At 65.8% G+C, this 25783-nt stretch carries 29 protein-coding genes and 1 pseudogene; 6 read left to right on the top strand and 24 right to left on the bottom strand.

Annotation, left to right across the window (positions count from 1 at the left end):
- The first annotated feature begins 3 nt into the window (after nt 1-3).
- Nucleotides 4-666, top strand: a complete 663-nt coding sequence (locus tag EPB08_RS10445; RefSeq protein ID WP_130619044.1) for a DUF4097 family beta strand repeat-containing protein — start codon at nt 4-6, stop codon at nt 664-666.
- 108 nt (nt 667-774) lie between these two features.
- On the opposite strand, the gene hemF is transcribed toward EPB08_RS10445, so the two are convergent.
- Entirely contained in the window at nt 775-1677 is a 903-nt protein-coding gene (gene hemF, locus EPB08_RS10440; protein ID WP_130619043.1) for an oxygen-dependent coproporphyrinogen oxidase, read from the bottom strand.
- Between the two features lie 184 nt (nt 1678-1861).
- Nucleotides 1862-2569 carry a YdcF family protein gene (locus EPB08_RS10435; protein WP_229238301.1) on the bottom strand — a complete coding sequence of 236 codons (708 nt, stop codon included), beginning with the start codon at nt 2567-2569 and terminating at the stop codon, nt 1862-1864.
- A gap of 149 nt (nt 2570-2718) precedes the next feature.
- On the opposite strand from EPB08_RS10435, the gene EPB08_RS10430 reads away from it, so the two are divergent.
- The 3 genes from EPB08_RS10430 to EPB08_RS10420 are packed head-to-tail and all read left to right on the top strand — an operon-like array spanning nt 2719 to nt 5470.
- Complete coding sequence (locus EPB08_RS10430) at nt 2719-3918, top strand: beta-ketoacyl-[acyl-carrier-protein] synthase family protein (protein ID WP_205746335.1); 1200 nt, start codon at nt 2719-2721, stop codon at nt 3916-3918.
- The gene (locus EPB08_RS10425) at nt 3915-4712 is read left to right on the top strand and encodes a beta-ketoacyl synthase chain length factor (RefSeq protein WP_130619042.1); all 798 of its coding nucleotides are present in this window, start codon (nt 3915-3917) and stop codon (nt 4710-4712) included. Before EPB08_RS10430 ends, EPB08_RS10425 begins: the two co-directional genes overlap by 4 nt.
- On the top strand, nt 4709-5470 hold the full coding sequence (locus EPB08_RS10420) for a glycosyltransferase family 2 protein (protein WP_130619041.1): 762 nt from the start codon (nt 4709-4711) through the stop codon (nt 5468-5470). The genes EPB08_RS10425 and EPB08_RS10420 overlap by 4 nt, the downstream gene beginning before the upstream one ends.
- A gap of 52 nt (nt 5471-5522) precedes the next feature.
- Here EPB08_RS10420 and EPB08_RS10415 read toward each other — a convergent pair.
- The 8 genes and pseudogenes from EPB08_RS10415 to EPB08_RS10380 all read right to left on the bottom strand — a co-directional run bounded on the left by EPB08_RS10415 (nt 5523) and on the right by EPB08_RS10380 (nt 11662).
- A pseudogene (locus tag EPB08_RS10415) lies at nt 5523-6019 on the bottom strand (SDR family oxidoreductase).
- Nucleotides 6020-6033: 14 nt separating this feature from the next.
- Nucleotides 6034-6468, bottom strand: a complete 435-nt coding sequence (locus EPB08_RS10410; RefSeq protein ID WP_130619040.1) for a hotdog family protein — start codon at nt 6466-6468, stop codon at nt 6034-6036.
- Nucleotides 6452-8770: an MMPL family transporter gene (locus EPB08_RS10405; protein ID WP_130619039.1), complete on the bottom strand. Its 2319-nt coding sequence runs from the start codon at nt 8768-8770 to the stop codon at nt 6452-6454. Before EPB08_RS10405 ends, EPB08_RS10410 begins: the two co-directional genes overlap by 17 nt.
- 2 nt (nt 8771-8772) lie before the next feature.
- Nucleotides 8773-9420, bottom strand: coding sequence for a LolA-related protein (locus tag EPB08_RS10400; protein ID WP_229238300.1), 648 nt, complete (start codon nt 9418-9420; stop codon nt 8773-8775).
- Complete coding sequence (locus tag EPB08_RS10395; RefSeq protein WP_130619038.1) at nt 9344-10297, bottom strand: lysophospholipid acyltransferase family protein; 954 nt, start codon at nt 10295-10297, stop codon at nt 9344-9346. Before EPB08_RS10395 ends, EPB08_RS10400 begins: the two co-directional genes overlap by 77 nt.
- Entirely contained in the window at nt 10294-10593 is a 300-nt protein-coding gene (locus EPB08_RS10390) for an ApeI family dehydratase (protein WP_130619037.1), read from the bottom strand. Before EPB08_RS10390 ends, EPB08_RS10395 begins: the two co-directional genes overlap by 4 nt.
- Nucleotides 10590-11312 carry a COG4648 family protein gene (locus EPB08_RS10385; RefSeq protein WP_165418478.1) on the bottom strand — a complete coding sequence of 241 codons (723 nt, stop codon included), beginning with the start codon at nt 11310-11312 and terminating at the stop codon, nt 10590-10592. The genes EPB08_RS10390 and EPB08_RS10385 overlap by 4 nt, the downstream gene beginning before the upstream one ends.
- An 80-nt stretch (nt 11313-11392) precedes the next feature.
- Nucleotides 11393-11662 carry a phosphopantetheine-binding protein gene (locus EPB08_RS10380; protein WP_130619036.1) on the bottom strand — a complete coding sequence of 90 codons (270 nt, stop codon included), beginning with the start codon at nt 11660-11662 and terminating at the stop codon, nt 11393-11395.
- A gap of 92 nt (nt 11663-11754) precedes the next feature.
- Here EPB08_RS10380 and EPB08_RS10375 point away from each other — a divergent pair, with 92 nt between their 5' ends.
- Nucleotides 11755-12741: a chorismate transformation FkbO/Hyg5 family protein gene (locus EPB08_RS10375; protein ID WP_130619035.1), complete on the top strand. Its 987-nt coding sequence runs from the start codon at nt 11755-11757 to the stop codon at nt 12739-12741.
- 4 nt (nt 12742-12745) lie between these two features.
- On the opposite strand, the gene EPB08_RS10370 is transcribed toward EPB08_RS10375, so the two are convergent.
- From EPB08_RS10370 to queD, 14 genes are all read right to left on the bottom strand, one after another.
- Nucleotides 12746-13540 carry a DUF4850 domain-containing protein gene (locus EPB08_RS10370; RefSeq protein ID WP_130619034.1) on the bottom strand — a complete coding sequence of 265 codons (795 nt, stop codon included), beginning with the start codon at nt 13538-13540 and terminating at the stop codon, nt 12746-12748.
- Nucleotides 13541-13622: 82 nt separating this feature from the next.
- On the bottom strand, nt 13623-14993 hold the full coding sequence (gene glmU, locus EPB08_RS10365) for a bifunctional UDP-N-acetylglucosamine diphosphorylase/glucosamine-1-phosphate N-acetyltransferase GlmU (protein WP_130619305.1): 1371 nt from the start codon (nt 14991-14993) through the stop codon (nt 13623-13625).
- 84 nt (nt 14994-15077) lie between these two features.
- Nucleotides 15078-15644 carry a hypothetical protein gene (locus EPB08_RS10360; RefSeq protein ID WP_229238299.1) on the bottom strand — a complete coding sequence of 189 codons (567 nt, stop codon included), beginning with the start codon at nt 15642-15644 and terminating at the stop codon, nt 15078-15080.
- 82 nt (nt 15645-15726) lie between these two features.
- Nucleotides 15727-16152: a F0F1 ATP synthase subunit epsilon gene (locus tag EPB08_RS10355; protein ID WP_130619033.1), complete on the bottom strand. Its 426-nt coding sequence runs from the start codon at nt 16150-16152 to the stop codon at nt 15727-15729.
- 94 nt (nt 16153-16246) lie between these two features.
- Nucleotides 16247-17659: a F0F1 ATP synthase subunit beta gene (gene atpD, locus EPB08_RS10350; protein ID WP_130619032.1), complete on the bottom strand. Its 1413-nt coding sequence runs from the start codon at nt 17657-17659 to the stop codon at nt 16247-16249.
- Between the two features lie 181 nt (nt 17660-17840).
- Nucleotides 17841-18761, bottom strand: coding sequence for a F0F1 ATP synthase subunit gamma (gene atpG, locus EPB08_RS10345; RefSeq protein ID WP_130619031.1), 921 nt, complete (start codon nt 18759-18761; stop codon nt 17841-17843).
- 91 nt (nt 18762-18852) lie between these two features.
- A complete protein-coding gene (gene atpA, locus EPB08_RS10340) occupies nt 18853-20403 on the bottom strand; it encodes a F0F1 ATP synthase subunit alpha (RefSeq protein WP_130619030.1) in 1551 nt (516 codons plus the stop codon).
- A 153-nt stretch (nt 20404-20556) separates the two neighbouring features.
- Nucleotides 20557-21090 carry a F0F1 ATP synthase subunit delta gene (locus EPB08_RS10335; protein WP_130619029.1) on the bottom strand — a complete coding sequence of 178 codons (534 nt, stop codon included), beginning with the start codon at nt 21088-21090 and terminating at the stop codon, nt 20557-20559.
- Nucleotides 21091-21093: 3 nt separating this feature from the next.
- On the bottom strand, nt 21094-21564 hold the full coding sequence (locus tag EPB08_RS10330) for a F0F1 ATP synthase subunit B (protein WP_130619028.1): 471 nt from the start codon (nt 21562-21564) through the stop codon (nt 21094-21096).
- A gap of 85 nt (nt 21565-21649) precedes the next feature.
- Entirely contained in the window at nt 21650-21937 is a 288-nt protein-coding gene (gene atpE / locus EPB08_RS10325) for a F0F1 ATP synthase subunit C (RefSeq protein WP_102301691.1), read from the bottom strand.
- A gap of 76 nt (nt 21938-22013) precedes the next feature.
- On the bottom strand, nt 22014-22847 hold the full coding sequence (gene atpB, locus EPB08_RS10320; protein ID WP_130619027.1) for a F0F1 ATP synthase subunit A: 834 nt from the start codon (nt 22845-22847) through the stop codon (nt 22014-22016).
- 3 nt (nt 22848-22850) lie between these two features.
- On the bottom strand, nt 22851-23216 hold the full coding sequence (locus EPB08_RS10315) for a hypothetical protein (protein WP_130619026.1): 366 nt from the start codon (nt 23214-23216) through the stop codon (nt 22851-22853).
- Between the two features lie 248 nt (nt 23217-23464).
- On the bottom strand, nt 23465-23848 hold the full coding sequence (locus tag EPB08_RS10310; protein ID WP_130619025.1) for a phasin family protein: 384 nt from the start codon (nt 23846-23848) through the stop codon (nt 23465-23467).
- Between the two features lie 152 nt (nt 23849-24000).
- A complete protein-coding gene (gene queD / locus EPB08_RS10305; protein WP_130619024.1) occupies nt 24001-24363 on the bottom strand; it encodes a 6-carboxytetrahydropterin synthase QueD in 363 nt (120 codons plus the stop codon).
- A 130-nt stretch (nt 24364-24493) separates the two neighbouring features.
- Here queD and EPB08_RS10300 point away from each other — a divergent pair, with 130 nt between their 5' ends.
- Nucleotides 24494-25525: an IS110 family RNA-guided transposase gene (locus EPB08_RS10300; protein ID WP_130619023.1), complete on the top strand. Its 1032-nt coding sequence runs from the start codon at nt 24494-24496 to the stop codon at nt 25523-25525.
- Nucleotides 25526-25783 lie beyond the last annotated feature (258 nt).

Here is a 25783-nt window from a genome sequence, read left to right as displayed (position 1 = left end):
ATCATGCATCGCCACCTGCTAGCCCTCGCCCTTGCCCTCGCACTGCCCCTGGTCGCACAGGCAGCGGACAACGATATCGACAAGGTCAATGGCACTGCCCGCGTCGAGGCCGGCCAGCATGCCGGCAACGTGAGCACGGTGAATGGCGCAGTACGCGTCGGCGACAACGCGGTCGTGCAGAAAGCCAGCACCGTGAACGGCTCGGTGGAGTTCGGCGATCACGTGCAGGCCACCGCCGCAGATACCGTCAATGGCGCGATTACCGTCGGCGCAGCCAGCCGCGTGAGCGGAGCCGTGACCACCACCAACGGCGGCATCCATCTTGGCAATGGCGCGGACGTGGCCGGCAAGGCTGGCACGGTCAACGGCGGCATCAACCTCGATGCAGCGCATGTGGGTGGCGGCATCTCCACCGTCAGCGGCGACATCATCGTGGGCGCCAACTCGCGCGTGGAAGGCGGCATTCTCGTCGACAAGCCGGGCGGCTGGTTCAACTTCAGCAGCAACAACCGCTTGCCGCACGTGGTGATCGGCCCCCACGCCGTGGTGCAGGGCACGCTGGAGTTCCGTCGCGAGGTCGTGCTGCAGGTGAGCGACTCCGCGCAGATCGGCCCTGTGAAGGGTGCCACGCCGGTGAAGTTCAGCGGCGACGCACCCACCGGCTGAGCATCCGCCTGATTCGGCTTTCCAGTGAATGCGGGTGCCCGGTGACTTCATCCCCCAGGGTCGCCGGGCTCCGGCTTCCGCTGGGAAGACGAGCCGCACGACCGCGAGTTACACCCAGTCGCGCGGCTTGAGGTAGTCGTTGAGCCGCGCCTCCGCCGACTCGGGCTCGGGCTGGTAGGCGTATTCGAAGCGTACGCGCGGCGGCAGGCTCATCAGGATGGACTCGGTACGCCCCCCCGACTGCAGGCCGAACAGCGTGCCACGGTCGTACACCAGGTTGAATTCCACGTAGCGCCCGCGGCGATAGAGCTGGAACTCGCGCTCGCGCTCGCCGTAGGCCTCGTCCTTGCGGCGCTCGACGATCGGCAGGTAGGCATCGAGGAAGCCCTGGCCGACATCACGCGTGAAGGCGAAGCAGCGCTCGAAGCCGCCCTCGTTGAGATCATCGTAGAACAGGCCGCCGACGCCACGCGTTTCGCTGCGATGCTTGAGGTAGAAGTACTCGTCGCACCATTGCTTGTATCGAGGGTAGACCGCTTCGCCGTAGGGCTTGCACAGGTCGCGCGCGACCGTATGCCAATGCACGACGTCTTCGTCGTGCGGATAGAACGGCGTGAGATCGAAGCCGCCGCCGAACCACCACACCGGATCGACGCCTTCCTTGCTCGCTTCGAAGTAGCGCACGTTGGCGTGCGTGGTGGGCACATGCGGATTGCGCGGATGCAGCACCAGCGACACGCCGGTGGCGACGAAACTGCCGCCGGCAAGATCGGGCCGGTGCGCCGTCGCGCTGGGCGGCAACTGGTGGCCGTACACGCGCGAGAAGTTCACGCCGGCCTGTTCGAAGATCGCGCCGTCGCGCAGCACGCGCGTACGCCCACCGCCACCGGCCGGACGTGTCCAGGCGTCCTCTTCGAAACGCGCCTTGCCGTCGAGCTGTTCGATGGCGGCGCAGATGCGATCCTGCAGTTCGCGCAGGAAGGTTTCGGCTTGGTCGGCTTGCTGGCTCATCACGTCACTCGTGCTCGATCGAGAGCCGCAAGCTTAGCAAGCATGGAACGCATGCCTGTGCGGCGAGGCGTCGCGTTATGACTTTGTGGGAGCGCATCCTGTGCGCGACTGCGGCACCCCACATGCCTCGTCGCGGGCCTGTCGCGCGCAGGGTGCGCTCCCACAAGGGGAAATACGTGGAGCTTCAGCTGACGCGGCGCGCCATGCGCTGGTGGCCGATCAGGCGCGCCCACCGAACGCCGAGGTCGATCCACATCAGGTAGCCGGACTCGGTCAGCATGCGGACCAGATAGCGGCGATTGAGTACGAACGTCGGTTCCGCCGCCACCGGCACGCTGTCGAAACCCAGACGCTGCGCGAGCAGCTGGCAGCGCGCCAGGTGGTAACGGCTGCTCACCAACGCCACCGGCGGCAGCACGCGCATCACCGGGCCGTCTTCCTGCAGCAGGCTGCGCGCATGGCGCAGGTTTTCCAGCGAATCGACCGACGCCTGCTCCAGTCGCAGCACCACGCCCGGCGGCAACTCGTGGTCGGACAGCCACGCCCAGCCGGCGGCCGCCTCGCTGACGCTGCCGCCGCTGCGGCCACCCAGCAGCAATACATGGTCGGTGAACTGGGCGCGCATCAACGCCAGGGCCCGCCCCAGGCGCTGCTGGTAGTCCGTTTCCGGTCGGTCGTGCACCAGCCGGCGGCCGAACACCAGCACGGTCATCGGGCGTCGCGGGGTCAGGGGGCTGCGGGCCGCCACGTGCCAGACATGGATGAGATACCCCAGCCACACCAGCCCCAGGCTCAGCACCAGTGCGACGACCACGACCACCGCCGCATGCAGCACGTCGCGATCGCTCAGATAGCGCCAGGGACCACGTTTGAGCGGAGCGACGGTGGACACGGGATGGGGCAGGGCAGAGGCCAATGGGAAAGGGAAGTGTGCGCAGCGAACTCAACCGGCGCAATCCGTCCCACGGGCAAGATGAACGCCACTTCGACCGTTCCGGGCGCGGACTAGGCAATGTCTCGGGCGCTGGTTAGGCTGGGCCGATGCCAGTACCGATTCAACCCCTGGCCGTCAGCGCCTACACGGTCACTTCGGCGCTCGGCCACGGCCTAGAAAGCCACGTCGCCGCCCTGTCCGCCACCCGCGGCGGCCTGCGCCAGAATGATTTCAGCAGCGCGCCCCTGGCGTGCTGGATTGGCCGTGTCGATGGCGTTGAAGACGCCGCGCTGCCCGCCGCCCATGCCGTATGGGAATGCCGCAACAACCGCCTGGCCTGGCTCGGCCTGCACCAGGACCGCTTCCTCGAGCGCGCGCTGGATGTTCGCCAACGCTACGGCGCCGCCCGCGTCGCGTTGGTGCTCGGCACGTCCACCGCCAGTATCGGCGCCACCGAGGAGGCTTACCGGCGCCTCGATGACGAAGGCCACATGCCGCCGGACCTGCGCCGCCCGCTGATCCACGCGCCCCACTCGCTCGCCGGTTTCGTCGCCGAGGCGCTGGGACTGGAAGGCCCCTGCCTCACTGTCTCCACGGCCTGCTCTTCCAGCGCCAAGGTGTTCGCCAACGCCGAGCGCCTGATCCAGCTGGGCCTGGCCGACGCCGCCGTGGTCGGTGGGGTGGATACGCTGTGCGACAGCGTGCTGTTCGGCTTCAACGCGCTGGAGCTGGTGTCGCCGGAACCCTGTCGTCCGTTCGACCAGGCGCGCCGCGGCATCTCCATCGGCGAGGCCGCCGGCTTTGCATTGCTGGAGCGCGTCGGCATGGCGCCCCACGCGCCCCGGCTGCTGGGTTATGGCGAATCCAGCGACGCGCACCACATGTCCACGCCGCACCCGGAAGGTTTGGGAGCGGAGCTGGCGCTGCGCGATGCGCTGGCCCGCGCGAACCTGCACGCCGACCAGGTCGATTACATCAACCTGCACGGCACCGCGAGCCTCAAGAACGACGAAGTGGAAGCTGCGCTGGTCACGCGCGCGTTCCCGACCACAACACGCGCCAGCTCCACCAAGGGCTTCACCGGTCACACGCTTGGCGCCGCCGGCATTCTCGAAGCGGCGTTCGCCCTGCAGGCCATCGAGCGCGGCCTGGTGCCGGCCAACCTCGGCTGCACGACGCCGGACCGCGCCTGCGGCCCGCAGTTCGCGTTGGAAGTGGAGCAGCGCGCCATCGACGTCGCGCTCAGCAACTCGTTCGGCTTCGGCGGCAACAACGCCTGCCTTGCCTTCGGGAGGGCGCCGGCATGAATGCGCTGCATGCCTTCGTCGAGGGCATCGGCGTGTGGTCGGCAACACTCGCGGACTTCGCTGCGCTGAAGGCGCAGGAGCGCGGTGAGTCCGTCGCCGCGCCACCGGCCCGGCCACCCGCGTCCATGCTGCCCGCCAGCGAACGGCGCCGGGCGCCGGAAAGCGTGCTGCTGGCGGTGGAAGTCGCCAGCCAGGCGGTGGCGATGAGCGGTCGCGAGGCAGGCGAGCTGCCCTGCGTTTTCAGTTCCGCCTACGGCGACCAGCTGATTTCCGACTACATGTGCGCCACCCTGGCGCAGGCACCCACCGAGTTGTCGCCGACGCGTTTCCACAACTCGGTCCACAACGCACCCGCCGGCTACTGGACCATCGCCACGGGTTGCCATGCGCCGTCCAGCGCGATCACCGCCGGTCATGCGAGCTTCGGCGCCGGCCTGCTCGAAGCAGCCTCGCTGTGTATCACCGAGCAGCAACCCGTGCTCCTGGTCTGCAGCGATATTGCCGGCCACGGCCCGATCGGCGAGATGTCCGGCTCGCAGGCCGCCTTCGGCTGCGCGCTGGTGCTGTCGCCGCAGGCGGGTGAGCGCAGCCTCATGCGACTGGACCTGACCCTCGAACCTCATGCAGGCTCCATGCTGCATCCCGCGCCCCGGACGGGCGCCTGGCAGGAAGCCAACCCGACCGCTTCCGCGGCGTGGTCGTTGATGCAGAATCTGGTCCGTGGAAGCGGCGAGTGCACCGTGGCCGCCGCCGAAACGCTGGCCTTGCGCATTGTCATGGAGACGTCTGCTTGAACAACTCCGAGGTTCGCTGGTGCGTGCTGGTCCCCTGCCTCAACGAGGAGGCGGCCATCGGCCAGGTCGTGCAGTCGGTGCTGGACCTGGGCGCAGCCGTGATCGTGGTGGACGACGGGTCCGACGACCGCACGCCCGACATCGTGAGCGCACTGCCGGTGACACTGCTGCGTCACGGGCAACGCCGCGGCAAGGGTGAAGCGTTGCGCACCGGTTTCCGCGAAGCACTGCGCCAGGGCTACGACGCGGTACTCACCATGGATGGCGACGGCCAGCATCTGGCCAGCGATATCCCGCGCATCGTGGCCGCGGCGATGCGATATCCCAATCACATCGTGATCGGTGCACGCCTCATCGGTCGCGAACAGCAGCCCAAGGGTCGGCGCCGCGCCAACGCGGTGGCCGACTGGGGCATCTCCTGGGCCTGCGCACAACCCGTAGCCGACACGCAGAGCGGTCAACGCTGGTATCCGCGCGTGGCACTGGACCTGGTCGACCTGCCGGCGGAGAACTTCGTGTTCGAAGCGGCCATCCTCATCGCGGCGACGCGCGAGCGCGGCCTGGGCGTGGTATCGGTACCGATCGCTTCGCGCTACGAAGGCGAGTTCCGCATCAGCCATTTCAGCCCGGTGCGCGACGTCACGCGCATCACCATGTACACGGTCGGACAAGTGCTTCGGCACGGCGACGTGATGGCGAGCTATCGACGCTCGCGTGCGTCGCACCCCATCGTGTTCGACGCAGCGATCACGGGATAACGCGGAAGCGAGAGCGGGCCTGTGCGCTCCCGCACGCTTCAACAACCGCTACTTAGGCCATGCCGCCGTTGACACCGATGACCTGGCCGTTGATGTAGCCCGCGGCGTCGGAGCACAGGAAAGCCACCAGGGCCGCCACCTCCTCCGGTTTGCCTGCGCGCTGCGCGGGCACGATCTCGCGGATACGTTCGACCGGAAAATCCTCCCCGATCAAATGACGCGACGCCACGCGTCTTCCGACATGCCCGCCAACGGACCGTCCTGGTGGATGCCCGCGTTGTTCACCACGGCATGGATCGCGCCGTCGACCAACAGCGTGTCGATGGCCTGCCGGGTGACCTCGGCATCGGTGACATCAAAGGCGATGGACTGAGCACTCCCGCCCGCGTCACGAATGGCAGCCGCCACATCGTCCGCACGCGCCAGCGAGGCGTTCGCATGAACGATCACGTGGTAGCCGCCCTGCGCCAGCGCCCGGCAGATCGCGCCACCGAGATCGCCACTGCCACCAGTGACCAGCGCACGTCGGGGAGCTTGGGCATGGGACATGGAAAGTCTCGCTGTCAGGAAACAGGGTGGATGACCGCTGCGCGTCCGGACGCCAGGAGATGGCCGCGCTGCTCCACACGGAACGCATACTGCGCCCCCGATTCATCGGCGTACAGGCAGTGCGCATGGACGTCCAGATGGCCAGCAGCGACATCGACGACTTCCACCGCCAGCGTCACATCGCGCAGGCTCACGAGCCGCCCGGGACGCGGACCAGCCTCGCCTTGCCGACTCGCCAGCAACGCCCCGTGGACAGCCATCGCCTGCGCACCGTATTCGGCGAGGTGCACGGCGTGAAGACCATGCTCGCCGCGCAGCGGATGATCCGACTGTGCATGGCTATTGCTCGTGGCGTGGATGTCGGTGTCATCCCATGACACCACGGCATCGAGCAGGCACATCGCGCCCTGGTGGGGAATGAGATGTGCCCAGTCAGTCTTGGCGAGCATGCGGAGCCATCAGGATCGAAAGACAGAAATGGAAGGCCACGCCAAGGCTGACGGTGAGGCCGATGGCGCGCAACACCGGAATGGAACTCCACGCCAGCATGCCGAACACCAGCAAGGCGGACAGCACGCACACCAGCGTGGCGTGCAGCGTGCGGCGCTGCTCGGCGGCATCGCCGGTATCGCGCTCGAAGAACAGCGCGTAATGCAGGCCGAGACCGGCGGCGAGGATCAACGCCACCAGATGGAACAACGAGACTTCCACGCCTGCCACGCGTTCCACCGCCAGCACCAGGAAGGTCGCCAGCGTCATCGGCGCCAGCACGTGCCAGGCTCGCCGGATGCTGCGCAGGGCCAGGGTGATCGCCACCACCAACAGCAGGGTCGCCGCCAGCAGCGCGTGCAGAATGCGCGTGCGATAGGCCACCACCATCGACTCCGCGGTCTCCTTCAGATCGAGCAGGCGCACCGAACCGCCGCTGCCCTGCGCGAGCGATTGCAACGCCGCCACGTCATGTACGCCGCTGAGCGTACCCAGGCCCACCCAATGGTCGCCACGCGACACCAGCATCGCCGCAATGCGCTGGCCCAGCGGCGAAGTGGCGAAGCGCTCCTCCGTCAACGGGGGCAACTCGCGCGCTTTCTGCACATCGTCGACAAAGGGCGCGAACAGGCCCGCCTGGAACGGCATGCCCTGTTGTGCGTCGGACAGGGCGCGCTCCAGCGTCGGACGATCCGGTAGTCGCTGCTGGCGGGCGCGCTGCACCGTTTCGCTGGGCAGGTAACGCGACGGCAGCTCGATGGCATCCACCGCGTGCGTGGCCAACAGCGCCTGGACGGCCGGCTCCAGACGTTCGGACAGGGCGAGCACGCCTTGTTCGTCCCGTGCCTCCAGGACCAGCAGGTAACGCACGTCCGGCGCGCCGAGCGCTTCGCGCAGGCGCGCGTCTTCCTGCAGCAGATCCCGGGGCAGCGGCGTCAGCGCGGCTAGGTCGTTCTGCCAGAACGCACCGCGGGCGAACACCAGCATCAGCACCGTGGCGATCGCGACCAGCACGGGAATCCAGCGTGGACGCGGCAAGGCATCGACCCAGCGCCGCGCACGCACCAGCCAGCCCATGCCGGCGACGTCGTGTACGCGCTCGGGCAGCAGGTGCGGCAGCGCATATCGGGTGCTGAATCCTGCGACCAGCAGGCCCGTGATGGTGAACACCGCCAGTTGCTTGAGGCCGTTCACGCCGGATGCGTAGAACGCCAGGTACGCGATGCAGGCCGATGCGATGGCGATGAGCAGCAGCGGCCACAGGTCGCGCACGCTTTGCAGTGCGTTTTCACCAGCACGCCGGTGACTGAGCACGCGGATCGGATACTCCTGCGCCACGCCCAGCAAGGTGAAGCCAAACGCCAGCGTGATGCCGTGCACCTGCGGGAACAGCAGCACCAGCGCCGCGATACCGGCGAGCGCCGCACTGGCGATCGGCAATGCCGACAGCAACAGCGAACTGATGCTGCGATAGGCCAACAACAGCAGCAGGATGAAACCCACCGTGGACACGCGGCCGATCCATTCGGCCTGCCCGCGCGTCTGCGCGTTGGCCACCACGCTGAAGTACCCCGGCCCGCTCACGATGAGCTTGGCACCCGCATGATCGGGCAAGGCATCGAAGGCTTGGCGGATGCCGTCGATCGCCAGTGTCTGTGCATCCGGATCGAAACCGGCCGCGCGCGTCTGCACCAGCAGCAAGGCCTCGCCCTGCGCGGAGAACCACACGCCCTCGCGTACTTCCGGCGACTTGGGTGGCGTCCAGCGTTCGGCCAGTTTCAGCACTTCCAGCGTGGGATCACGCGGGAGCAGCCCCTTGAGCAGGCCGGCGGCGGGCGAGGACAGATCCTCCAGGCGCTGCTCCAGCTCATCGCGCAGGTACGGCGCGTCCAACGCATGCGTGTCGAGCGTGGGAGACAACAGGTAACGGTAGGGCAGTAATGCCTCGTCGAGCGACGCGATATCGAAACTGCCGTTGAGCACCTGGCTGTAGCGCTCGTCCTTGCGCAGCGATGCCGTCAATTGCTGGCTCAGCGCCGCAAGCTGCTGGTCGGTCTTGCCGGCAATGGCGAGCAGCAGCAGGCGCGAACCCGGCCCCTCGCCCACCTGCTCCATCAGGAGGCGCTGGTCCGGCGTGGTCGGCGCGGGCATGAAGCTGCGCAGGTCGGTGCTGACACGCAGGTGTTGCACCACGAAGACGCCCACGCCGGCCAGCAACACCAGCCATACCACCAACAGCGTCCAACGCCCGCCAAGGCGCATGCTCAACCGCCTCGACAGAGGACCGCGAGCGCCTCGCGGGTCGGTGCGGCGGGCATCTTCGCGGCCAGGTCACCCAGCAGATCGACGGCGAGGTCGCCATCGGCCTCCTGCATGCGCATGCAGTGCGGCTCGTTGCCGGCGCCTTCGATCTCGATGCGACTGACCGTGCGCACGAGTTTCGGATCACGCGGCGTGAGGATCAGCGTCCAGCGCTTGGCATCGGTACCGCTGTACTGGATGGCGAACGCCTGTTCCAGGCGCGTGGCATCGCCGCCGAGCATGGCGACGAAGCTGTCCAGCAGGATCTGCAGCTGCGGTGCCCGCTTCAGCGAGAAGCGACGCGGCTCGCGCCCTTCGCGCTGCTGGCTCACCTCGCCGTCGGCGATGGTCGACACTTCGTGGTTCGGGTGGTCCACCCGGCGTTCCAGGCGATCGCCGCCCAGCCATGCCAGCTCACCAGTCACCACCAGCGGCTGGTCCAGCATCTTCATGAAACGCGCTTCGGCGAACGGCGTGCGTGCAGGCGCCGGGCGGCCCAGCGAGGCCACCAGCGCCCGCGCCGTAGCGGCTTCCTCAGGCGCCGACGCGTTCGCGCACAGCGACAGCATCAGGCCGCACAGCAGTAGCCACGTCTTGCTGCCAGAAATCATAGAAGTTGAACCAGTTGTAGGGAGCGACGTGGACATAGTGCTCCACGCGACTTGCATAGCGGGCAATCCAGGCATCCAGCGCCCGCGTGCGATCGTGGCGCGGAATCTCCACGGGGTCGGCAAACGGCTCGAACACGAGACGATAGCGATTGCCGCCTTCATACAGGCCAAAGCACAGCATCACCGGCACGCGCAGCGAATGCGCAAGCAGCCATGGCCCGACCGGAAACGGTGCCGGCTCGCCGAGGAACGGCGTGCGGCGCAGCACCTCATGCTCGCGCCCGCGGTCAGCCAGCAGCGCAACCATCGCGCCCTTTTCGCAGGCCTCGGCCATGGCGAGCGTGATGGAAGCACCACCCAGCGAGGCATCGATCACGTGGGCGCCGATGTCGGGAGCGAGCGTTTCGAACAGCTCGGTCATCGATGGCGTCTTTTGCTTGTCGAGCACCACGCGTAACGGAATGTCGGGCCGGCGCGAGCTGAGCACGCGCAGCGCCTCGAAGCTGCCTTGATGCGAGCCCACCAGCAGCAGGCCCTTGCCTTGCGCCAGCGTGGATTCCAGCGCGTCGAGGCCTTCCACGGCGATGTCGAAATTCTTCTCTCCATGGGCGAGCAGGAAGATGCGGTCGAAGGTGACCGCGGCAAAGGCATGGAGATGCTTCATCACCTGCCATACGCTGACCGGCTTGCCGAGCACACGCTCGAGGAAGTGGCGCGACGCGTCACGCTCCGGCTGCCGCCGCAGGTAGAAGTACAGTGTGATCGGATACAGCAGCGCGCGGCCCAGCCGGCGCCCGCCGCGCAACGCGATGGCACAGAACAGCCAGATGGCGAAGTGCCCGCCGCCTTCGGGGCGGCTCTGCCAGTGTTCGCTCATGACGCGCCCTCGACGGTGCCACGCGCCAGCAGTTCGCCTTCGTGACGGATCTCGAAGCGTACGCGACCGTGCATCTCCGTCAGCGTGACCTGTGCGTGCTGTCCAGGCAGCAGCGGCCCCACGAACTTGGCGTCCTGCACGCGCGCGAGGCGTTCGCCACGCCACGCACGCAAGGCCAGCGCGACCTGCTCCAGCAGCATCACGCCCGGCACCAGCGGCGATCCGGGGAAGTGCCCGGGCAGGCAGGGGTGATCAGCCGCCACCTGGAATTCACGATGAAAGGCAGCGGGACTCATGGCGACGCCGGATCCTGTCCCCGCAGCAGCTGTGGCCAGCGCGCCGCGATGCCGAGCGCGAGCTCATGCAGGCGCGGATGCGAAAGATGGCGCAGATGCCAGCGGCGGTACGCGTTTTCGAGCAGGAACGCCGCGACGATCAGCACGTAGCCTCCGATGTGCACGTAGGACTGCGCCAAGCCGGCGGGCACCGGCAGCGGCGAAGCAACGCCCAGCGACGCAAGGAGTCCGCCCGGTTCGGCACACAGCAGCAGTACGGCGAGCACGGTCGCCTGCGCGGCCGTCAACAAGGTCCAGAAGCAGGTGAGCTGGCGCGCATAGCGCATCAGGCCCGGCACCTGCAGGCGCTCCGGTCCTTCCACCACCTCGATGAAACGCGCGATCAGCGGCGTCGAACCCTCGCGCAGGCTGCGCCCGAACAGCGATGCCAGCAGCACGTTGATGGCGATGGGCACGCATTCCAGCAACAGGCTGACGAGATCGTGCATCCACAGCCAGCCCATCGCGGCCAGCATGAGTGCCCACGCCAGCCACGCCAACACGCGGCGCGCCGCGAGAGAGGGTGCCAACAGCAGGGTGAGCAGCAGGACGCAGGCCGCCAGCGAGAAACCCTGGCGATGCGTGAGCACGCCCGCCATCGCCAGCACCGGGTAGCCGAACATCAGCGGCAGCCAGCGCCGCGATGAAGACGTCGATGAAATGGCGGGAACACAAGACATGCGTAGCTCGGCCTGCTCGCTTGGTGTCGGGGTGACGGCACCAGTGTGCCGTGCCCGCCTGACATCATGCCCGATGCAGGTTAAACGGCACGGTGCCGTTCGACATGCTCGGACAGCATGCGCAGGCTGGAGAAGATCTGCTGGTTTTCCGGGTTGTCCGAGCGCAGCTGGAAGCCGTAGCGCTTGGACACCGCCAGCGCGATTTCCAGCGCGTCGATGGAGTCGAGACCCAGATCGCCGCCGAACAGGGGGGCATCCGGGTCGATCTGGTCGGCTGACACCGCTTCCAGATTGAGGCTTTCCACGATCAAAGTGGCCAGTTCGTGTTGTGCGATGCTCTGCTCGGCCATGCCCGATCCCGTACTCGATTCAAGCGCCTCTCCCCCAGAGGCGGCGACCGGCGAGTGTAACATAGCGACCCTGTTTCCCCGGCTGGTCTCCCATGGTTCAGGGTTGTGAAAACGCCAAGCCTGCGCTGCGCCGCGCGCCGCAGGTGTCTTATCGCCATGCCGGACCGGATGAGGTCCTGCGCGAGTCGGGCACCCTGGCAGTGTTCGGCTTTGGTGCCGGCGCCGTGCGCAGCAGCGATCCACGCTGGCTCGGCGTGGACCTGGAGAGCTTCGACGCGCCGGTGCCGTTGGAGGTCTGGCGAGTGGACGGCCCGGTCAGCCAGGGCCGCGAGGGCGACGTGCAGTGGTCGGCCGGCGACGGCTGGCTGTTCGCGGCCATCACCCTGGACGAGCACGAGCACGGCGGCCCGCGCGACACGGCCCGCGAGGCCTATGCCCAGCTATGCCGGTTGCTGGCCACGCGCGGCGAGCGGCACGTGCAGCGCCTGTGGAATTACCTGGGGGACATCAACCAGGGCGAGGGCGACGTCGAACGCTATAAGCAGTTCTGCGACGGCCGCGCCTCCGGCATGGGTGAAGTCTTCGCCGACGGCTTTCCGGCCGCCACCGCGATCGGGCATCACGCCGCGGCGCCCCGCCTGCAGGTGTACCTGCTGGCCTGCGATGAACCGGGCCAGCGCGTGGAGAACCCCCGCCAGGTGAGCGCCTGGCGCTACCCGCGCCAGTACGGCCGCACGCCGCCGAGCTTCGCACGCGCCATGCGGCTGCCGGCGGACGACGCCCTGGCCATCTCGGGTACCGCAGCCGTAGTGGGCCACGCCTCGACCCACGACGACGACCTGCTGGCCCAACTGGGCGAAACGCTTACCAACCTCGAGGCGCTGCTGCAGAGCGCGGACATGACGGCCGGCTTCGACACCCAGTCGCCACTCAAGGCCTATGTGCGCCAGCCCACCGACGCGCCCCTGGTGCACGACTTCCTGCAGCACCGCCTGCCCGGCGTGCCGGTGCTGCTGCTGCACGGCGACATCTGCCGCCAGGAGCTGCTGGTGGAAATCGACGGCTGGCGCTACGCCTGAAAGCTCAGCCCGACCAGCCGTTCGGCGAATGGCAGGCCGGGAACGCCTGCCTGAAGTGGCCAAGCAGGTAATCGGCCGCGCCCGCTTTGGCGGCCGGCAGCGCGGCGTAGACGTCCGCCACGGCGAGGTCGCCCTTCTGACTGTCCAGCGCCGAGATCGGCACGCTGCTGAGCACGGCGGCATGCACGGTGAGACCGCCGGAACGGTAGCGGAACAGCGCCGTGCAATCGTCCGGACGCGACTGCCAGCTCATCACCGGATTGGTCTGGCCGAGGTTGGATTCCGGCGAACCGCTGAGTGACGCCAGGCGCTCGCCCGCGCCCGGCAGCAGTCCATTGGTTTCGTCCAGCATGCAGCCCACGCAGGCGGGAATCACCGTGTAGGTAATCCAGCCGGCCGCCGCGCCCTCGGGCGACGCGTAGGTGTAGACCGTGCCGCCGTCCATGCCGATCTCGGCGCGCTGCAGGCGCCAGCCCGCCGGCACCGGCATCCAGCCCGCGACCGCACCGTAGAACCATTGCAGCGGGACCTTGCCCGCGACCGGGGCATCCCTCGGAAACGGCGGCAGCTTTGCCGGGTCGGCGCGCACCCAGTCGCCGCCGCCGGCGTGCACATCGATCAGGGTGACGGGGCCACCACCGAAGGTGGCGGCATGCAGCGCATAGTCCGCATCCGGCGCAGACCGGGTATCCGGCGTGGCGCGCAGTTCACGCACGCCAGTGGTGGCTTGCAGTGCCGTCAGGCTCAAAAACCAGAGCATGACGACGGCGATCAGCTTGAACCTGCCCGGATGACGCATGGCCCTCTCCCTTTGGCGAACGCGGCGCGAGTTATACGCCGCGGCCGGCCCGCAAGACATCAGACCATTCGGACTATGCCGGTCACTTCTGCTTGATCGGCCGATGCCAGCCATGCAACGTCGTCTGGCGCGCGCGCGCGATGGTCAGCTCGCCCGCCGGCGCGTCCTTGCCGATCACCGACCCGGCGCCGATGGTGGCCTGCGCACCAATGGTGACGGGCGCCACCAGCGCACTGTTGGAGCCGATGAAGGCGCCATCACCGATCGTGGTCACGTGCTTGTTGGCGCCGTCGTAGTTGCAGGTGATGGTGCCGGCGCCGACATTCACGCCACTGCCGATCACGGTGTCGCCGAGATAGCTCAGGTGGTTGGCCTTGCTGCCCTCGCCGATCTGCGCCTTCTTGGTCTCGACGAAGTTGCCGATATGCACGCCGGCGGCCAGCTCCGTACCCGGACGCAGGCGCGCGAACGGCCCGATCGTGCATGGACCGTGCGTCACCACGCCCTCCAGATCGCAATGCGCCTGCACGACGGTGCCGGCGGCGAGCTTCACGTCCTTCAGGCGGGTGAAGGGACCGACGAGCACGTCGTCGCCCAGCGTGACGTCGCCCTCGAAGATCACGTTGGCATCGATCTCCACGTCCATGCCGGCGCTGACCGTGCCGCGGATGTCGATGCGCGCAGGATCGACCATGCGCACGCCCTCGAGCGCGAGCGCCTTGACGGCGCGCTGGCGGTACTGCGCTTCCAGCTCGGCCAGCTGCCAGGGATTGTTGGCGCCCGCCGCCTCGTATTCGTCCTCGCATTCCACGCAGCTGGCAGAGCGGTTCTCGCCGGCAGCCATCGCGAAGATGTCGGTGAGGTAGTACTCGCCCTGCACGTTGTTGCGGTCGAGCTTGGACGTCCAGCGCTTGAGCGCGACCGCCTCGGCCGCAAGGATGCCGGTATTGATCAGGTTGTTCGCGCGCTGCGCGTCGTCCGCGTCCTTCTCTTCCACGACCGCACGCACGTAGCCGTTGCCGTCGCGCAGCACGCGGCCGTAACCAAACGGATTGGCCACACGCGTGGCAAGCAGGCTCACCGTCCCTTCGGCGCGTACCAGGCGCTCCAGTGTCTGCGGGCGGGTCAGCGGCACGTCGCCGTAGAGCACCAGCACGGTGGCGTCGTCCGGTACGTCCAGCAGCGCCTCGCGCACGGCATGACCGGTACCCAGGCGTTGCGACTGCAGCACCCAGCGCAGGTCGACATCACCGTCGAACGCCGCATGCACCTGCTCGCCGCAATGGCCGTAGACCAGGTGGATCACCTGCGGCTTGAGCGCGCGGGCAGCCTCCAGCACGTGCGCCAGCAACGGACGCCCGGCCAACGGCATCAGCACCTTGGCCTTCTTCGACTTCATGCGCTTGCCTTCGCCGGCGGCTAGGACGATCACGTGCAGCGGAGCGTTCTTGATCATGGGCAGACCTGTCTTGGCTAGCGGCGGAGAATAACAGCCAGGGTGCACGCACTCCGGTACCCGAGGAGGTAGGCCTTCTGGCTATCTCGTGACATGGGGTGGCGCCGATGCATCGGTGACCGGCTTGCCGTCCTTCCAGGCAAAACGAAATACATAGTCCATGCTGAACGGGCGCTCTTCGCTACCCGTTTCATGCGTGTTGCCGTCGGCATCCGCGGCCCACTGGGTAACGTGCAGGGGAGTGAAGGCCCATTGCATGGCAGCCGCCCGGACCGCGGCATAAAACAGGCGCGTATCGGCGTTTGCCTTCGCTTCACCGGCCATACGCACTTCGGTGACTTTGCCCGCTTCATCCACGATCAGGAGTGCTTCCACTTCCTGCGGCGGAAGCCTCTGCTCCAGCAGCGAAGGGGGATAGATCGGCGCAGGGTGGTCACGGGGAACGGCGCCGGTCGCCACCTGGCCGAGGGCAAGTTGATAGTGCCGGAGATCGTTCTTCGCCGTGGCTCGATAGGAGGTATCGCCCTCCGTCGTCGGCCTGGCGGGCCTGGCTGGTGGCGTGTTGGCGCAGCTTGCCAGGGCGAGGGCAAGAATGCCGATACATGGCACACGGGCAATCGCACAACCGCCACGGTACGTAGCGTCCATTCCACGCCTCCCCCTCAATGGAGGCAGCATAAACAAAAACGCCGGCACGAGGCCGGCGTTTCGCAGCCACGTTGCCGTGGACTTAGTGCTTGAGCGTCTTGCGCAGGCGCTCGAGGGCCTGCAGCTGGGTGATGGCTTCGGCCAGCTTGGCCTGCGCCTCGGCGATCTCCACCGCATCGGTGCGGTTGGCCAGCGCCTCTTCGGCTTCCTGCTTGGCGCGCTGCGCGGAGGCTTCGTCCAGATCGGACGCGCGTGCGGCGGTGTCGGCCAGCACGGTGACAACCTGCGGCTGCACTTCCAGGATGCCGCCCGACACCCAGAACTGCTGACGCTCGCCGTTGCCCAGCACCACGTCGACGTGGCCGGCCTTCAGGCGGGTGATCAGCGGCGCGTGGCGGGGCGCAATGCCCAGTTCGCCCATCTCGCCGGTGGCGACCACGAGCTGCGCTTCGCCAGAGAAGATCTCGGCTTCGGCGCTGACGATGTCGACACGGAGGGTATGACTCATGACGGTATTCCGGTGCGTTCGGTGAAAAGCAGACGATGCTGTGTGGTGCCGGTGAAACGCGATGGTCGCGCTTCACCGTAATGCCTCACACCGATCAGGCCGCCTTCTTGGCGCCCATTTCCTCGGCCTTCTTGATGGCCTCGTCGATGCCGCCGACCATGTAGAACGCCTGCTCCGGCAGGTGGTCCACGTCGCCGTCCACGATCATCTTGAAGCCGCGGATGGTTTCCTTCAGCGGCACGTACTTGCCCGGCGAGCCGGTGAACACTTCGGCCACGTGGAACGGCTGCGAGAAGAAGCGCTCGATCTTGCGGGCGCGCGACACGGCCAGCTTGTCGTCTTCCGACAGTTCGTCCATGCCCAGGATCGCGATGATGTCCTTGAGCTCCTTGTAGCGCTGCAGGGTGCCCTGCACGCGACGGGCCACGTCGTAGTGCTCGGCGCCGATCACGTTCGGGTCGAGCTGACGGCTGGTGGAGTCCAGCGGGTCCACGGCCGGGTAGATACCCAGCGAGGCGATGTTACGCGAGAGCACCACGGTCGCATCCAAGTGGGCGAAGGTGGTGGCCGGCGACGGGTCGGTCAGGTCATCCGCGGGCACGTACACGGCCTGGATCGAGGTGATCGAACCGGTCTTGGTCGAGGTGATGCGCTCCTGCAGGACGCCCATTTCCTCGGCCAGCGTCGGCTGGTAACCCACGGCGGACGGCATACGGCCGAGCAGTGCGGACACCTCGGTACCAGCCAGCGTGTAGCGGTAGATGTTGTCCACGAACAGCAGCACGTCCTTGCCCTTGCCGGTCTCGTCCTTCTCGTCGCGGAAGTACTCGGCCATGGTCAGGCCGGTCAGCGCCACGCGCAGACGGTTGCCCGGCGGCTCGTTCATCTGGCCGTACACCATGGCCACCTTGTCGAGCACGTTGGAGTCCTTCATCTCGTGGTAGAAGTCGTTGCCCTCGCGGGTACGCTCGCCCACGCCGGCAAACACGGACAGACCCGCGTGCGCCTTAGCGATGTTGTTGATGAGCTCCATCATGTTCACGGTCTTGCCCACGCCGGCGCCGCCGAACAGGCCGACCTTGCCGCCCTTGGCGAACGGGCACACCAGGTCGATGACCTTGATGCCGGTTTCCAGCAGGTCGTTGGCGGCAGCCTGGTCGTCATAGCTCGGGGCTTCGCGGTGGATGACCCAGCGATCCTGCTCGCCGATCGGGCCGGCTTCGTCGATGGGGTTGCCCAGCACGTCCATGATGCGGCCGAGGGTGGCCTTGCCGACCGGCACCTTGATGCCTTCGCCGGTGTTGCGGGCCACGAGGCCACGCTTCAGGCCATCGGTGGAACCGAGGGCGATGGTACGGACGATGCCGTCACCGAGCACCTGCTGGACTTCCAGCGTGATTTCGGTGCCGTCGATCTTCAGCGCGTCGTAAACCTGCGGCACCTGATCGCGCGGGAATTCCACGTCGATGACCGCGCCGATGATCTGTACAACTTTGCCCTGACTCATGGATGTGCTCCGGATGGATCTTTTAGGTTCGTTACAGCGCCGCCTGGGCGTCGCTCTTGTTTAAAAGTGCAACCATCGATGGTTGCTTTTTGAATCTGGCGATCATGGATGATCGCTTTAACCATTCGCGGCCATGGATGGCCGCTTCTTGACTTGCGCTTGCAGGCAGGGATGCCTGCACTTACACCGCCGCGGCACCACCGACGATTTCCGAGATTTCCTGGGTAATCGCGGCCTGACGCGCCTTGTTGTAGATGAGCGTCAGTTCGCCGATCACCTTGCTTGCGTTGTCGGACGCGCTCTTCATCGCCACCATGCGCGCGGCATGTTCGCTGGCGAGGTTTTCCAGCACGCCCTGGTACACCACGGACTCGATGTAACGACCCAGCACGTGCTCGAGCACGGTGGCGGCATCGGGTTCATAGATGTAGTCCCAGTCATGCTTCTGCTCGAGCTTGAGGCCCGACACCGGGTAATCGGGCGAACCGGTCTGGCCTTCGCCCATTTCCTCGGCCGCCACGGGCAGCGGAAGCAGCGCATGGACCGCCGGCTTCTGCGTCATCGTGTTGACGAACTCGTTGTGCGCGAGGAACACGCGGTCGAGCTTGCCGCCCATGTAGGCATCGAGCGCGACCTTCATCACGCCGATCAGGGCCTCCAGCTTCGGACGCTCGCCGAGGTGGCTGGCCGTGGCGATCAGGTTGACGCCCTTGATACGGCGGAAGAACTGGATCGCCTTCTGGCCAACCGCGACCACGTCGACCTGCACGCCCTTGTCCTGCCACTCACGGATGGCCGGAAGCATGCGACGGAACAGGTTGGCATTGAGGCCGCCGCACAGGCCACGGTCCGTGGTGATGACGATGTAGCCCACGCGGGCCACGGTCTCGCGCTCCACCAGGAACGGATGGTTGAACTCGGTGCTGGCCTGGGCGATGTGCGAGATCACCTTGCGCATCGAGCGCGCATAGGGACGCGAGGCCTTCATCAGATCCTGCGCCTTGCGGATCTTCGAGGCCGAGACCATCTCGAGCGCGCGCGTCACCTTGCGCATGTTCTGCGTGCTCTTGATCTTGGTTTTGATTTCGCGTCCGCTTGCCACGTTTGCCTCAACCTTTTGGGTTATTGCGATCCCGGCCGTCAAGCCGGAGTGCGGTACGGCCGTCCAGACGGCCGTACGCCCTTGTTACTGCTTACCAGCTGCCGGTCTTCTTGTACTCGTCGAGCGAGGACTTGAAGATGCCTTCGATCTCGCCGTTCCAGTCACCGGTGGCAACGATCTTCTTCATCAGGTCGCCGTGGTTCTGGTGCATGAACGCGTGCAGGCCCTTCTCGAACGGCAGCACCTTGTTCTGCGGCAGGTCGTCGAGGTAGCCCTTTTCAGCGGCGTACACCGACAGCGCCAGCTCCGCGATCGAGAGCGGGGTGTACTGCGACTGCTTCATCAGCTCGGTCACGCGCACGCCGCGGTCCAGCTGGGCGCGGGTGGCCGGGTCGAGGTCCGAAGCGAACTGCGCGAACGCAGCCAGCTCGCGGTACTGAGCCAGGGCCAGCTTCACGCCGCCGGACAGCTTCTTCACGATCTTGGTCTGGGCGGCACCACCGACGCGCGACACCGAGATACCGGCGTTCACGGCCGGGCGGATGCCGGCGTTGAACAGGTCGGTTTCCAGGAAGATCTGGCCGTCGGTGATCGAGATCACGTTGGTCGGCACGAACGCGGACACGTCACCGGCCTGCGTTTCGATGATCGGCAGCGCGGTCAGCGAACCGGTCTTGCCCTTCACTTCGCCGTTGGTGAACTTCTCGACGTACTCCTCGGAGACGCGAGCAGCGCGCTCGAGCAGACGGGAGTGGAGATAGAACACGTCGCCCGGATAGGCTTCGCGGCCCGGCGGGCGCTTCAGCAACAGCGAGATCTGGCGGTAGGCCACGGCCTGCTTGGACAGATCGTCATAGATGATCAGCGCGTCTTCGCCGCGGTCACGGAAGTACTCGCCCATGGCGCAGCCGGAGTACGGCGCGATGTACTGCAGGGCAGCCGACTCGGAAGCCGAGGCCACGACGACGATGGTGTTGGCCAGCGCGCCGTTCTCTTCGAGCTTGCGCACGACGTTGGCGATCGACGAACGCTTCTGGCCGATCGCGACGTAGATGCACTTAATGCCGGAGTCTTTCTGGTTGATGATCGCGTCGATGGCCAGCGCGGTCTTGCCGGTCTGGCGGTCGCCGATGATCAGCTCGCGCTGGCCACGGCCAATCGGGATCATCGAGTCGACGGACTTGTAGCCGGTCTGCACCGGCTGGTCGACCGACTTACGCCAGATCACGCCCGGAGCAACCTTCTCGATCGCCGAGCTGGTCTTGGCATTGATCGGACCCTTGCCGTCGATCGGGTTGCCCAGCGCGTCGACCACGCGGCCCAGCAGCTCCGGACCGGTCGGCACTTCGAGGATGCGGCCAGTGGTCTTGGCCACGTCGCCTTCGCGCAGGTGCTGGTATTCGCCCAGCACCACGGCGCCGACCGAGTCACGCTCGAGGTTCAGCGTCAGGGCGTAGGCATTGCCCGGCAGTTCGATCATTTCGCCCTGCATCACGTCGGCCAGGCCGTGGATGCGCACGATGCCGTCGGACACGCTGATGATCGTGCCTTCGTTGCGTGCTTCCGCGCCGAGCTTGAACTGCTCGATGCGGCTCTTGATCAGTTCGCTGATCTCAGACGGGTTCAAGGTGGAGCTGGACATGGGTCGATATCCTGAATTTTGAGTCTTTTTTGAAGAGTCCTGCCATGGATGGCCGGGTTTTGCTCTTCGCGAAACGGACTTCGCTTAAATCTGTGAGTTGTCCGGCCACGGATGGCCGGTTTTGCTCTTCGCGAAACGGACTTCGCGTGAAGCCTAGTGCGTCAGCGCGCTGGTCAAGCGCGACAGACGTCCGCGGGCGGAGCCGTCAATCACTTCGCTGCCGGTGTCGATCACCACGCCGCCAAGCAGCGATGCATCGACGCTGGTCTCCAGCTCGATCTCGCGCTTGAATCGACGCTTCAGCGACGCCTTGAGCTGCTCGGCCTGCGCGGTATCCAGCGCGAACGCACTGGTCACCTTCACCAGCAGCTGCGACTCGGACTCGCGCTTGTACTCTTCGTACAGTGCGGCGATTTCCGGCAGCAGAGCCATGCGGCGGTGCTCGGCAAGCTCACCCAGGAAGCGGGCGAACGGCGCATCGGCGGCCATGCCCTGCGGAAGGTGGATCGCCACCAGCTGCGAGGGCTGCACGCGCGGATCATTGCCGAGGTTGGCAACACGCGCGTCCTTCGCCACTTCGGCGGCGAACGCCAGCGCCTGCGACCATGCGCCAAGCGAGCCGGCCTCATGGGCCAGCTCGAAGGCTGCACGTGCGTACGGGCGGGCGAGGGTGATTGCCTGGGCCATGGCTTAGATCTCGGAGACGAGCTGGTCGAGCATGGCCTTGTGGGCCGACGCGTCGATCTCGCGCTGCACGATCTTCTCCGCACCCTGGGCGGCCAGACGGCCGACCCAGCCACGCAGTTCTTCGCGCGCACGCTGCTGCATGCTGACGATCTCTTCCGCGGCGCTGGCCTTCAGGCGGTTGGCCTCGGTGATGGCTTCGGCACGGGCCTTGTCCACGATCTGGTTGGCCTGACCCTGGGCGCGCTCGATGATCTCGTTGGCCTGCTGACGGGCCAGCTTGATCTCGTTGGCAACCTTGGCGTCGGCGTCCTTCAGTTCGGCGCGCGCCTTTTCGGCGGCAGCCAGACCTTCGGCAACCTTTTTCTGGCGCTCTTCAATCGCGTGATTGAGCTGCGGCCAGATGAACTTCGTGGTGAACCAGACCAGGATGGCGAAAGAAACCATCTGGCCCAGGAAAGTCAGATTGATATCCATGAGCTTTCCAATTAACTCCGGTAACGCGTTAAACCGCTGATCACCGCGGCGTTTTCAGCGCCGCGGTGACTCTCCTTCGGGCCGATTAGTGGCCGAAGTTCGCAATGACCTGCGCGGTCAGCGGGTTCGAGAAGGCGAACAGCAGCGCCACAGCCAGGCCGATAATGAACGCGGCGTCGATCAGGCCTGCGAGCAGGAACATGCGACCCTGCAGCAGCGGGACCAGTTCCGGCTGGCGGGCAGCGGACTCGAGGAACTTGGAACCCATGATGGCGATGCCCAAGCAAGCGCCGAGCGCGCCGAGGCCGATGATGATGCCCACGGCGATCGCGGTGAGGCCCTGAACATGGGAAATGAGTTCGGCGAGGTTCATGGAATTCTCCTGTGAATCTTTCTAAGAAGTGATAAAGGGCAAAGCGGTTTAAAGCGGAACCGGATGGAACGAAACGTCAGTGATGCTCACGCGCCGTAGCGATGTACACGATGGTCAGCATCATGAAGATGAAGGCCTGCAACAGGATGATCAGAATGTGGAATATCGCCCACGCCGTATTGAAGATCACGCCCGGCAGGAAGCTGATCCAGCCTGCGAACAGACCTGCAATCAGCATGAAGACCAGCTCGCCGCCGTACATGTTGCCGAACAGTCGCATGGCGAGCGACACCGGCTTGGACAGGTATTCCACGACGTTGAGCAGGAAATTGAACGGCACCAGGATGGCGACGACGACCGGGTTGTGCGCATGGAACGGCGCGGTCAGCAGCTCCTTGCCGAAGCCCAGGCCGCCCTTGGCCTTGATGCCATGACCCAGCACGATGAAGAACACGGCCAGCGCCAGGCCCACCGTGGTGTTGATGTCGGCGGTCGGCACCCAGCGGAAGAACGTGTGGTGCGCAGCCTCGGCACCGGCAGCCGTCTTCACGGCGAAGCTCGGGGCGTCCAGCGGCAGCAGATCCATCGCGTTGAGGAAGGTCACCCACATGAAGATCGACAGCGCCAGCGGGGTCACCGTGCGGCGATCGCCGTGGAAGGTGTCCTTCACCTGGGTGTCGACAAACTCGACGATGATCTCGACGAAGGCCTGGCCCTTGGACGGCACGCCCGAGGTGGCCTTGCGGGCCTTCAGCCAGAACCACAGGCAGAACAGCGCGCCCAGCAGGAAGGCCACCACGATGGAATCGAGATGGACCTGCATGAACGGGCTATCACCCAGACTCACCGTGTTGTGGTGAAGGTGATGCTGGATGTATTCGGTTAGTCCGCCCTGCGGCTCGCTTGCCATGTCTTAGCCCTTGAATCTGAACGCCAGCAAATTTATTGCGTAAGCAGCCACCAGCCCCGTGATGGCAGCTAGTGGCGGTAATTTCCATTGACCGAGGATCGCGATCAGCCCTCCGAAGATCACGATCCACTTCAGGACCACTCCTGACATCACGCGCCACATGGTCATGCCGCCACCACCCAACCCGGCGAAGGTACGCCACGCCAATAGCGCGGTACCCAGCGCCACGACGGTGGCGCCCGCAAAGGCAGCCAATGCCTCGCGGCGCCCCTGCGTCAGGAAGGTGAGTCCCACAATCGCCGCCACGGCCAGCTGCAGCAAGATAATGCGCAGCGCCAGGCGTCGACCGGAAGCAAGACTATTGAGCACGTGACGCTCCCGCGCGGTTTCGCCCTAGGCGGCACCGAACCATCTGCGGGCTACGGTCCAATCTGAAAAAGTATATCAGTGCTGCATTTACAGCGACAAGCCGCGCTTGATGCGACAACTTGTCTAATCGCCGGTGCGTTCACAATTCCTTCGCGAGTTTTCGCGAATACGCCAAAGAAAAGGGGCCGGACTGTCGTCCGGCCCCACGGCGCAACTGGGGGAAGAGGCGTTACGCCGATAAAGCGGTATTACTTGGCGGCCGCAGCCTTCTTGGCCGGCGCGGCAACGGCGTCGTTGGCGGCCTGCTGCTGCTCCTGCACGAGTGCACTGAGCGACTCGGCGGTCTTCTGCGTCACGGCGATGATTTCCTGAGTGACCGACACGGCGCGCTCGGCGTTCTCGCGGCTCGCGGTGGTGGCCTTCTCCCACAGGGCACGCAGACCATCGATATCGCGGGTCTCGAAAGCACCGCTGATGAAGTCCGAAGTGGCTTCGGCCTGCTTCTCGAGCGCCTTGATCTGCAGCTCGGCGACCTTTTCCAGACCCTTGAGCGCCACGGACTGAGCCTTGAAGGCGCTGTCAGCCAGCTGCTTGGCGTAGGCAAAAACCTGGGCGTTGAGTTGCTGCGTCATGACTTGGTCCCTCGAAGGGAGTGGGGGTAGTGGCAGAAAGCCTACCAAGTCATTTTGTGCGCTGCAATATATTTTTCCTGAACGAACCGCCGTGTCACAAAAATTTCAATTGAAACTGTCAATTACGACAACTCAAAGAATTTTGCGACGCGTCAAAAACTGTCGCGACTGCAACTGGCACCGGAGGTACAGGTCTCGTGCACGACCACCTTGTCCAGCCCAGGGAGCGCCGGCTCGAGATGGCGAAAGATCCAGCGCGAAAGCATTTCGCTGGTCGGATTCTCGAGGCCTTCAATGTCGTTGAGGTAGTGATGGTCCAGCTGGTCGTACAGCGGGGCGAACGCGGCTTTCACGTCGGCGAAATCCATCACCCAGCCCATGGTGGGATCGGGCTCGCCGGCCACATGGATCTCCACCTTGAAGGAGTGCCCATGCAGGCGCGCGCATTTGTGGCCAGGCGGCACGTTGGGCAGGCGATGCGCCGCTTCGATATGGAAGACTTTGAAGATATGCATGCCGCCATTCTACCGCCTGGGCCACGCCGCTTCCCGAAAGCAATGGGATGGACTCCTCCCCACCCTCGGCATCTAAGAGTGCCAGACTGGAGTTGCGAGACAACCAGTCACAGTGAGGAGGAGTCCACTCATGAAGCTTACGCGCATTGGGATCGACATCGCCAAACAGGTTTTCCAGCTGCACGGCACGGACCGGTCGGAGCGGACGGTGTGGCGTCGGCGCCTGCCCCGAGACCGTTGGCTGCAGGTGCTCCAGGAAGTGGCTGAGCCAGGCTGTGAAGTTGGCATCGAGGCCTGTGGCGGAGCGCACCATTGGGCTCGTCAGCTCCAAGCGCTGGGCTACCGCGTGAAGTTGATCGCGCCACAGTTCGTGAAGCCGTATGTGAAGAGCAACAAGAACGATGCGAACGACGCCGAGGCCATTTGCGAGGCGATGAGTCGGCCTAGCATGCGCTTCGTCACTGTGAAGACCACCCGCCAACAAGACATCCAGGCTGTGCATCGCGTGCGCTCCGGACTGATGGAGCAACGCACCGCGAAGGGTAACCAGATCCGCGGACTGGCCGCCGAATACGGCTTGGTGGCGCCGCTGGAGCTGTCCTCACTGCGCCGAGCGATTCCTGCGTGGCTCGAAGATGCCGACAACGGATTGAGCGCCTGCTTCCGGAAAATCCTCGACGGCCTGTGGCGCGACTTGCGCGCACTGGACGAGCGCCTCGCGGAGGTCGATCACGACATTGCCCTCATTGCGCAGCATGATCCCGATGCCCAGCGACTGCAGTGCTTGCGTGGCGTAGGCCCGATGGTCGCCACCGCGCTCATTGCCGCCGTGGGCGATGCGAAGCAATTTACCAATGGTCGTCAGATGGCCGCTTCACTTGGTCTTACTCCGCGTCAACACAGCTCAGGTGGGAAGGAACGCCTGCTCGGCATCAGTAAGCGCGGTGATGCCTACGTACGCGGGCTCCTCGTGCATGGCGCGCGGTCAGCGCTGCGCACGGCGCCCTCCAAGGACGATCGACTTAGTCAGTGGGTCGTGCGCCTCGCCCAGCGCGCCCATCCCAATGTCGCCTGCGTGGCCCTGGCCAACAAGACGGCGCGACTGGCTTGGGCTCTACTGCGTCACCAACGTGATTACCAACCGGCCCTGGCGGCCGCCTGATAGAGACGTACGACGATCATCCAACCACGATTGCTAAGCCCACCGCACGATGGCGAACCGGTCGAACCGGCGCCGGCAAAACCCTGAAATGTCCAAGTGCCCTAAAGCACGAGAAAGCGATTGGGAGCCGGCGCGCGACTAGCCCATCATGGCCCAGCACCGCTATGCGGTGTGGTTGTCAGAGGCCGGATATACGTGTGCAGTCGACACGGACGCCAGAGCACGGGAGGCTTGCAATGGGGAGGAGTCCATATACGG

This window comes from Dyella amyloliquefaciens (assembly GCF_004296575.1).
GTDB classification, from domain to species: Bacteria; Pseudomonadota; Gammaproteobacteria; order Xanthomonadales; family Rhodanobacteraceae; genus Dyella; species Dyella amyloliquefaciens.
Note: the sequence above shows the minus strand (reverse complement) of the source record. Positions and strands in the feature narration are given on the sequence as shown.